At 60.1% G+C, this 9,616-nt stretch carries 7 protein-coding genes, 1 tRNA gene and 1 pseudogene; 7 read left to right on the top strand and 2 right to left on the bottom strand.

The genetic code is table 11. From position 1 onward, the window contains the following. Window positions 1-277 precede the first annotated feature (277 nt). Window positions 278-1,918, top strand: coding sequence for a hypothetical protein (locus FJ398_22010; protein MBM3840585.1), 1,641 nt, complete (start codon window positions 278-280; stop codon window positions 1,916-1,918). Between the two features lie 262 nt (window positions 1,919-2,180). Here FJ398_22010 and FJ398_22015 read toward each other — a convergent pair whose 3' ends face one another. After that, a complete protein-coding gene (locus FJ398_22015) occupies window positions 2,181-2,519 on the bottom strand; it encodes a hypothetical protein (protein ID MBM3840586.1) in 339 nt (112 codons plus the stop codon). A gap of 219 nt (window positions 2,520-2,738) precedes the next feature. Here FJ398_22015 and FJ398_22020 point away from each other — a divergent pair. Then, window positions 2,739-2,815, top strand: a tRNA-Gly gene (locus tag FJ398_22020). Window positions 2,816-2,949: 134 nt separating this feature from the next. On the opposite strand, the gene FJ398_22025 is transcribed toward FJ398_22020, so the two are convergent. After that, on the bottom strand, window positions 2,950-4,278 hold the full coding sequence (locus tag FJ398_22025; protein ID MBM3840587.1) for a Gfo/Idh/MocA family oxidoreductase: 1,329 nt from the start codon (window positions 4,276-4,278) through the stop codon (window positions 2,950-2,952). 410 nt (window positions 4,279-4,688) lie between these two features. Here FJ398_22025 and FJ398_22030 point away from each other — a divergent pair, with 410 nt between their 5' ends. The 5 genes and pseudogenes from FJ398_22030 to FJ398_22050 all read left to right on the top strand — a co-directional run. Beyond that, entirely contained in the window at window positions 4,689-5,069 is a 381-nt protein-coding gene (locus tag FJ398_22030; protein ID MBM3840588.1) for a hypothetical protein, read from the top strand. Further along, a complete protein-coding gene (locus FJ398_22035) occupies window positions 5,059-5,553 on the top strand; it encodes a hypothetical protein (protein MBM3840589.1) in 495 nt (164 codons plus the stop codon). The genes FJ398_22030 and FJ398_22035 overlap by 11 nt, the downstream gene beginning before the upstream one ends. A gap of 27 nt (window positions 5,554-5,580) precedes the next feature. Beyond that, a pseudogene (sulP, locus tag FJ398_22040) lies at window positions 5,581-7,422 on the top strand (sulfate permease). A 160-nt stretch (window positions 7,423-7,582) separates the two neighbouring features. Beyond that, window positions 7,583-8,458: a hypothetical protein gene (locus FJ398_22045; protein ID MBM3840590.1), complete on the top strand. Its 876-nt coding sequence runs from the start codon at window positions 7,583-7,585 to the stop codon at window positions 8,456-8,458. After that, the coding region (locus FJ398_22050; GenBank protein MBM3840591.1) for a beta-lactamase family protein at window positions 8,218-9,616 on the top strand (1,399 nt) is incomplete at its 3' end. The genes FJ398_22045 and FJ398_22050, both read left to right, overlap by 241 nt.

Raw genomic sequence — 9,616 nt, forward strand, 5'->3', positions numbered from 1 at the left:
CGAGGGGGATGCGCAGCAAGGCCTCGCGGGTGTTGGGATCAGCCCGTTCGAGTTTGTCCGCGATCAGGTCGTGCAAGGTTCTCGGGTGGCTATTCATGGAGTACGACTGCGATTCGCGGGTTGGCTCAGAACGTCTCATCCGCTGTTATCCTAAATCCGGCTGTGGAAGAAGCCAACATCGGAGAAATCCCGGTTCTGGAGGAGGTTTCTCCAGGCCGAAAGTGCTTGCTAAACGAGCTGCGGCCCCGCGTAATTCGCCGCGAATTGCTTTGAAGAGATGAAAAACGAAACTGTCCTGGCCAGCATTGTCGCGTTCACCGCCAGCTTTTGCATCCTGGTCATCGAACTGGTCGCCGGCCGCATCATGGCGCCCTACGTCGGCGTGTCGCTTTACACCTGGACCAGCATCATCGGCGTCGTGCTCGCGGGCATCAGCCTCGGCGCGTATCTCGGAGGCATGCTCGCCGACCGCTTTCCGCGACAGAGCACGCTCGGCTGGCTGCTTTTCGCGGCGGGCTTGGCGGCGTTCACCATCGCGCCTTTGACGGATCTGGCCGGATCCTCCTCCTTCCTGGAAGGCGTGACGACGCTGATGGTTCGGATTCTGGTTTTGACCTTGCTCGTCTTCTTCGCCCCGTCCTTGCTGCTGGGAATGATCTCGCCGGTCGTGATCAAGCTCGCGGTCAAAAACCTGGAGAAGACCGGCCACGTCGTGGGAAAAATCTCGGCGTTTTCCACGCTGGGGTCGATCCTCGGAACCTTCAGCACCGGCTTCTTTCTCATCGAAGCCATGGGCACGCGCACGATTCTCTATTCCGTCGGAGTAATTCTCACGCTCTGCGCGCCGGTGTTTGGCGGCTGGCTGTCCGGATGCAATGGCGCCGCGCGCCGGACCGTGACATGGCTGTTCGCGATCCTGCTTCCGGGTTCGCTGGCCTTGCTCTGGTTTTGCCGCGACGCCGTGGCCCGCCCGTTGTTCCTGAGCAAGGAGACCTTTTTCTACAAGGAGAGCGATTATTACACCCTCATGCTCCACGACAACGAGCACAACGGCGCGGACGACGAGCAGATTACCCTGCGCTCGCTGGTGCTGGATCACCTCACCCATTCTTATACCGACATGAATAACCCGTACTACATGCACTACGGGTATTTGAAGGTCTGCCAGGAACTCGTGGCGTGGCGGTCCAGCGAGGATTCGCAGAGCCGTTTCCTCTTCATTGGCGGCGGGGGCTACACCCTGCCGCGCTACATGGACGAGCAGTACCCGAACGCGGAAATTGACGTCGTGGAGATTGATCCGTGGGTCACCAAAGTGGTCGAGCGCTACATGGACGTCCAGGGCCGGCGCATCAGGTCGTTCAATCAAGATGGACGATGGTTTGTGAGGAACTGCAAAACGAAGTACGATTTCGTTTTCGGCGACGCCTTTAACGACCTGTCGATTCCGTATCATTTGACCACGCGGGAGTTCAACTCGCTGGTCAAAGACGTCCTCGCTCCGGACGGCTTGTTCATCGCGCTCGTCATCGACAATGTCCAGTCCGGCCAGTTTCTACCGGCGTATTTTTCGACGCTCCAGGCTGTGTTTGGCGAAGGGAAGGTGCGTTTGATCATCCCGAATTACGCCGAGGTGGAGGACAACCTCGATCTCGACCTGGAGAGAGTCGGGACCATCAGTTGTTTGCTGGTGGCCAGCCCGCAATCGCTCGACCTGGACCATTTCCAGGCGTGCCTTCAATCCTGGAATCAAAAGCACGCGTACGAGGCTCACTCGCGCGTTGTCCCGGGCCATCAGACCGAGCGCTACCTGGCGAAACGAAACGCCCGCACCCTCGTGCTGACCGACAACCATGTGCCCGTGGATAATCTGATCGCGCCAATGTTCGAGGAACGCTTCGGGTATCAACGGCACTGAAGCCTAATCAGTGGTGGAGTTTGAACAGGAGGCAACAGAGCAAACGTAGGGCAAATAATGCCTCAGCTTTGGTGGGGCGAGGCTCCACGACGAGCCGGTCCACCGCAGAATTCGATTGAATTTGGCTCGCGAGGACGCTCGCCCCACCGGCCTTAAGCGGGAACGCCATCAAGAGTCTTATTCTCTGTTGACTCCGCTTCCTGCTGTTGAAATCAAAGGCCGATCTCAGACCTCCCTCTACTCCGCGGCGTTGTTCGCGATTTCAACCACGCCTTTGCTCCGGTTGCTGATGCCCGATTTGCCGCTGAACAGATTGCCAGATTCCCGCGAGCGTCACCGCTGGAGGCACTCGGAGATGACCGGCAAAGAAAAAATTTCCGCGCCCGGCCTGCACGGCGCCTCCGCCGGCCTGCGCGGCGGCATCGAGCGCCTTTTGAAAGGCCGCAGTGTCATCGGTCTGGCCGTCGCCTTTTGCGCCGAAATCGCGCGCGGAATATGCCTCCGGTGCGCCCAGCACGATTCCCTGCGCGAGCAAGGCGAGCAGCACGCAGAGATAAACTTTGGAGAGTCTCGGTGGAGGATAATGATTCACGTCCGGCACTGTAAAGCCCGTGCGCCGATGCGCGCTTGATACAGATCAAGCGATCCGCCAGAGCGATCCCTCGAGCCCTGGCATGCGCGGGTTGGCTGGGCCGGGCCTGAGTTCAACACCCCCTATCAGAACCTGGGGAACGGCACCTTTTGAGAACGCGTTCCTCGCGCCCAAAAGAGGTCTTGCAATTGGCGCCGGTTGACTTACTTTGAAATCGCTTTCACGGAAGCGAGCGTAGCTCAGCCTGGTAGAGCATCACGTTGCCAACGTGAGTGTCGAGGGTTCGAATCCCTTCGCTCGCTCCAATCTAATCCCCCTGCCTTCAGCCCTTGAGCAACTCCGGTTTCAACCTGCTGTGGGGGACGCGGCTGCGCGGCCGGTCTTCGGTCGATGCGGCGCGCAGCAGCGCCGCTGCCATCGACGCGTTCAGGGCCGTGAACTAACCCATCTTCGTCATTCCCGGGACGGCGACTTCGGCCGGCGGCGGTGTGCCGTTCCAGTCGTAGCTGGATGGCTTGAGGTCCACCTTGGAGTTCATCACTTGCTCCCAGGTCAGCGTTTGGCCGGTGTAAGCGCTCATCCGTTCCATGATCGCCATCAGTGAACTCTTCGCCATGTATTCGCCGTTATTGATGATGCGGCCCTTGCGGAGCGCGGCGAAGAACGCGTCGTGTTCGAGTTGATGGCTGTTCTCCGCGCGGTCCTGAGGAGGCGCTTGCCAGGGATGGGCTCCTGTGATGCCCGCATTGCGGCTGGAAATCGAGGCTTGACCTTTGGTTCCTACGGCGACGGACGTGAAAACCGGGCTGCAACCCTGTTGCTGCCGCGTCGTCGAAAAGAGCCGCACGCCGTTCGCGTATTCAAAGACGGAACTGAAGTGATCGTAAATGTGGCCGTATTCCGGGCCAGTGCGAGCCTGACGCCCGCCCGTGGCGTAACAGCTCACGGGGTATTGGTCCTTCATCAGCCAGGCCATGAAATCCAGTTGATGCACAAACTGCTCGACATTGAAATCCCCCGAGAGCCAGGTGAAGTAATACCAGTTGCGCATCTGATATTCCATTTCCGTCATGCCCGCTTGACGAGGCTTGACCCAGATGCTGCCCAAATACCGCGCGGTGTGCAGCGCCAGAATTTCCCCAATCACCCCATCATGAACACGGCGCACCAATTCCTGCGCCCGAGGCGAATAGCGGTTGTTGAGACCTGAAAGGATCGCCACGTCTTTCTTCCGCGCCAGTTCCGTTGATTCGAGCACGGAGCGTACGCCCGTCGGGTCCACAGCGACCGGCTTTTCGGCGAAGACATGCTTGCCCGCGTCAATGGCCGCTCTCAAATGCACCGGCCGAAAATGCGGCGGCGTGGCGAGCAACACGAGATCGACGCCCGAAGCGATCACCTGTTGATACGCGTCGAACCCGACGAATTGGCGCGTCGAAGCGACATCGACCCGCTGGCCGACCTCGGGTTGCTCGCGGAGGGAATTGAAGCTGAGGTTGAGGCGATCTGAAAAAACATCACCCATCGCGACCAGCCGCGTGCCTTTGTCGGCAGTAAGCGCCTGGGCGGCCGCGCCGGTCCCGCGACCGCCGCACCCAACCAGGCCGAGCTTGATCTCATCGCTGCCGGCGGCGTAAGCGCTCCGAGAGAGGTCGAGGTCCGCGGCCATGCCGGTGCCGACGGCTGCGGCGCTGGCCTGCTTGAGAAAAGTCCGGCGAGACGGGAGGCCGCGTTCAGGGCGTGATTCAGCTTTGGATCGATTGTTCATAGAAACCTTTTCTGGGATTTGGGTTCCGATGATGCCTTGCTCTGCGTTGCTCTGTGAAGTCAGAATTCGTGGCTCAACGCGCCCTTCGTAGCCGTTCAGTTATCATAATAAGGGTGGGGCGAGGCTCCCGACGAGCCCCTGCCATCGAAGAAAGGCTCCGCAGGAGCGTCGCCCCACGTTCCGCGAAGAGGTTTCGCGCAATTCGTGTCTCTCCCGAACATACGCGACGCCGGTGGTTGCACGATTCGACTCCTTGGCGTGCAAAGAATGCACCAACGCCACGAACCGCGGCTGAAGCATCTGCCTTGCGTCTGCGCCGAATCTTGAGGAGCCGCGTCCGACCCAGGCACTTGTGAATTGTGAAAAGAGTCTTTCCTTCTGGCACAGTACCTGCAAGATAGCCTTAACCTATGAACGAATTGCTGCAACGCCTCCTCGAAATTCAGGATCTGCAGTTAGTTCGCAGCAAGAAGCCCGACCGCAATCCCACTCTGGCCGCCCTCCGCGAAAAGGTGCCGGCCCAAATCCTGGCTCACCTGGACCGATTGCTCAATCGGGGCAAGAAGGGCGTCGCCATCGCGCACAACGGCGTTTGTATGGAGTGCCACATGCGGATTCCCATTGGCGACGTCGCCACCTTGATGCATGGAAATGACATCCAGTTGTGCGCCAATTGCGGACGTTACCTTTACCTTCCCAAAGAAGAGATGCCCTCGAGCCAACCGCCCCCGGCCCCGCCGAAACCGAAGCGCAAGAAAAAGAATCTGACGGAAACGGCCGATGTCCAATAGCCCGGTAATTGAAGGGGCTTCGGTGGCAGATTTCACCCACAAGGCACTCATTGCGCCCCAGCTCAGCGAACGCGACGCGGCCGGAGTCATTCAAGAACTCAGCCATCTGCTGCAGCAAGAAGCCCGCATCCCCGACTTGCTGCCATTCTACCACGCCGCGTTGAATCGCGAGTTCCTCGTCAGCACCGCGATGGATTACGGAATGGCCTTTCCGCACGCGCGCTTGCCGGGCCTGAAACAATTGTCGTTTGCCCTCGGACGCAGCGCCAGCCCGGTCCTCTGGAGCGCTCAGGCCGTCGTTCCCATTCGCCTCGTGATCTTGACCGCCGTGCCGGCCACGGACGCCACGGCTTATTTGTCCCTGATATCGGGGCTAGTATCCCGGATGGCGAAAGATCCGCGGCGCCTAGAAGCGCTCTATGCCGCCAGCGACGCCCCCGGCATCCTCTCGATTTTCCGCCAAATCCTCGTCCGCCGCGGCTGACACGGAGGTTTGTCTGACCGTCTTGCTATGAAGTTGGAAATTCAGTTTTGGCCCCGCCTCTTTGACATTTTCAAAAGCTATTCACGGCAGGATTTCGTTCGCGATTTGATCGCGGGTTTGACCGTTGGGATCGTCGCGTTGCCGCTCGCCATGGCATTCGCGATAGCCTCCGGGCCGGGCATCCCGCCCCAGGCCGGCATCTTCACCGCCGTCATCGCCGGATTCCTCATCTCGGCGCTCGGGGGAACGCGCGTATGCATTGGCGGGCCGACGGGCGCGTTCGTGGCCATTCTCTACGGCATCTATGCGCAACATGGCGCGGGCAATCTTGCCATCTGCACCATGATCGCGGGGGTTCTGTTGCTGCTCATGGGATTCTGCCGTCTGGGCGGAATGATTAAATACATCCCCTACCCTGTCACCATGGGATTCACTTCCGGAATCGCGGTGCTCATTTTCAGCACGCAGATCAAAGATTTCCTCAGGTTGAAAGTGGAGAAAGTCCCGGCCGAATTCGTGGAGTAGATCAAGGTGTTGATCGAGCATTTCGGCACGGTGAACTGGACGACCGTCGCGCTGGCCGGAGCCTCTCTGGCCGTTATTCTTTTCTGGCCCAGGTCCTGGGCGCGCCGCGTGCCCGGTTCCGTGATTGCGCTGTTTGCCGGCACCACGGCGACCGCGTTGTTTGAATTTCCCGTCGAAACGATCGGAAGCCGCTTCGGGGGAATTCCGCAAGGGCTGCCCGCTTTTCATGCTCCCGATTTTTCCTGGGAAAACGTCCGCGTCTTGTTTCAGCCGGCGCTGACGATTGCCCTGCTCGCAGCCATTGAATCGTTGCTCTGCGCCGTGGTCGCGGACGGAATGGTGGACGACAAGCATGACTCGAACCAGGAATTGATGGCCCAGGGCATCGCGAACATCGTCAGCCCGCTCTTTGGCGGAATCGCGGCCACCAGCGCGATTGCTCGCACCGCCACGAATGTCAAAAGCGGCGCGCGCACGCCGGTCGCCGGAATCACGCATGCGTTCGTGCTGCTGGCGATCATTCTCGTGGCGGCCCCGCTGGCCAAATACATTCCGCTGGCCACGCTCAGCGCCGTGCTTGTCAACGTCGCGCTCAATATGGGCGAATGGCACAACTTCACGCGCCTGGCCAAATGGCCGAAGAGCGACGCCGGCGTTTTTCTTGCCGCCTTTGCGCTCACGGTCTTGATCGATCTCACCGTCGCGGTCGAAGTCGGGATCATGCTCGCGGCGGTGTTGTTCATCAAGCGCGTCTCGGAATCGACCCAGATCATGGCCGTGGATGAAGCCACCGAGACCGAAGGTTCGCACCATTCGCTGGTCGGCAAAGAGATTCCGCCCGGCGTCATGGTTTATCGCATCTTCGGCGCGTTTTTCTTTGGGGCGGCGGACAAATTGGAAACCGCTCTCAAACGCGCCGATCAAGAGCCGGACGTCCTCATCTTGCGCATGCGCAAAGTGCTCGCCATGGACGCGACCGGCCTGAACGCGATCGAGGATCTTTACGAGAAACTCCGCGCCCGTGGGAAACATCTCGTGCTCAGCGCCCCGCACACACAACCGCTGCTCGTGATGGAGAAGGCCGGGTTCATCGAGGAGCTCGGTCAGGAAAATGTTTGCCCGCACGTCGATGCCGCCCTGGACCGCGCTCGGGAGATTCTGAGGTTGCCTCGCGCAGCGCGGACCGAGGATTTGGCGGCGCGAAATTGCGACCTGGAAGCGGCGCGCGAGGAAATCGCCAGCGCACTCGAACGCGCGAACAAGCTCTTGAACTCGTCCGCCAGCAAAAGTCCGTCCACGCCTATGGCGAGAGGCAACGGGATCCCCGCCGGCACAAAGAAATGATCAGCTTACCCCTCTTCCCTTCCCATGAACCCGGTAGGGACGGATTCCACTCCGTCCCTGACTTTACTCTGCGATCGAAAAGACCATTTCAGGGACGCGGTGACATGCGTCCTGACCAGTTCATGGGCCGTGTACGGCTTCTTGGCCGTGGAAATTTGCCATGAACCATTTCGATTCTTTGTCACAGGTGCATCAGGAATTGCAATCGGGTTCATGGTCTCAATGCGCGCTCAAAGGATCGGTGAAGCTCCCCACGAACCTGATTCAACCGCGGATCGCACGGATAACGCGGATACGCCTGTTTCTGCATCCGAGCGGCTTTGTCAATTGCGCGCTTTACGGCATCATCCGGTTTTACGTGCTGGCGGAAAAATGCCTCGGCCACGAATATGTGGGGAACTTGCTGGTGATGTTCGGAATTGCCTCCATCCTGCTCGCGGCGCCGTTTGTTCTCACGCAGCGGAATTTCCGCCGCATCCTGGCCTATTCGAGCATCGATCACGCGGGCATCATGGTGGCCGCCCTGGGCTTTGGCGGGAAACTCGGCGCGCTCGGGGCGATGCTGCACATGGTTTTCCACGCGGTCACCAAGTCGCTGCTGTTTTTTTGCGCGGGCAACGTGCAGCAGCATTTTGGCACGCCGCATTTCCGCAAAGTCACGGGCGCCATCCACACGCTGCCGATCACGGGCGGTTTGTTTCTGCTGGGCACGGTGGCGGTGACCGGCACGCCGCCCTTCAGCATTTTCCAGAGCGAGTTCACGGCGTTGAGCGCGGCGCTGGCCGCGGACCGACAATGGTCGGCCGCGTTGTTCATCGCCGGTGTGGTCACGATCTTCGCCGGGTTCCTGGTTCACGTTTCCAAGCTGAGTCTCGGCACACCGCGGGAAGGCCACGTGCGCGGTTCGGAATGCCCCTGGAAATTGAGCGGCATGCTGGTGGTCGCGGTCTTAATTGTCGGGTTGGGCTGCGTGCTGCCGGAGCCGCTCTATCCATTGATCCAGAACGCCGCGCGAATGATTGGAGGACTTCAATGAAAGTTGAGAGCCACAAATCAGAGTCTGAGAATCCGCCAATCCCAAAGGGATTGTGTCTTGAAGCCCAGGGTTGCGAGGCACGAGCTGCCCTGGGTAACGCACGCCAATGCCACAACCCCGACGGGGTTGCTACGCGCAGCCATCCTTGTTCCGGAGCCGAAACCCCATCGGGGTTTTCTCCCCTGTTCAGATGGCCCAGGGTCGCTGAAGCCTCGCTACCCTGGGCTTTGTTGCGGAATCCCGTTGGGATTCTCAGCCTTTTCCTTTGCATCTCTTTGGTCCGCGAGCCCGTCGCCTCCCAACCGCTAGGCGCCGATTCAAGCGACAAGACTAACAAGCAAGCACAAAGCCCCATCTATTTTCCCCCACCAGAATCCGAAGGCGGCTGGCGCAAGCTCGAAACGTCCGAGGACATTCGCCAGAAGGCCGGCCTGGACCCCGACAAGCTCGCCTGCCTCAAACAATGGTTGCTCGACTCAGACAAGCGCGACTTCGCCGCCGTCGTCATCCGGCACGGGTACATCGCGCTGGAAGTCGAGCGCGGCAACAGCGCCAAAACCGATTCGCGCCGCGTCGCGTCGGTGTCCAAAGCGATCTGCGCGACCGTGCTGGCCATCGCTTCCGAACAGAGCCAGCAGGGCCTGACGCCCAGAAAAATGAAGTTCGACGATCCGGCGTTTCAATTCATTCCCTGGGCGCAACCACTCAGCGATCCGCGCAAGGAAAAGATCACTGTCAAACAATTATTCAATCACACGTCGGGAATTTGCCCGGAAGCCCTCGGCGCCCCCAACGACGGCACGTGGGAATACATCCTCGGCCACACCGGAGACGCGCGAACGGCGAAACTGGCGTTTGATCCCGGCACGGCGAGCGGATACTCCACGCATGCCTTGCACCACGCGGCGCTCGTCTGCGAAACGGTGACCGGGATGCCTTACGATCGGTTTGCGATTCAAGCGTTATTCAAACCGATTGGCGCCGAGCACTGGTGGTTTCAGTACTACGCCGGCGGCGAGAAATACGGACGGCATCCGTCGCACGGGAACTCCCCGCCCGGCTTACCGGCGAGGGCGGCCGCCGCGGCGACGGCATCCCCATGGACGCGCGTCATAAACCCGGATCCGGCGGGCAACTCATCGCGTGGGTTCCGAGCCT

Source organism: Verrucomicrobiota bacterium (assembly GCA_016871535.1).
Taxonomy (GTDB): Bacteria; Verrucomicrobiota; Verrucomicrobiia; order Limisphaerales; family SIBE01; genus VHCZ01.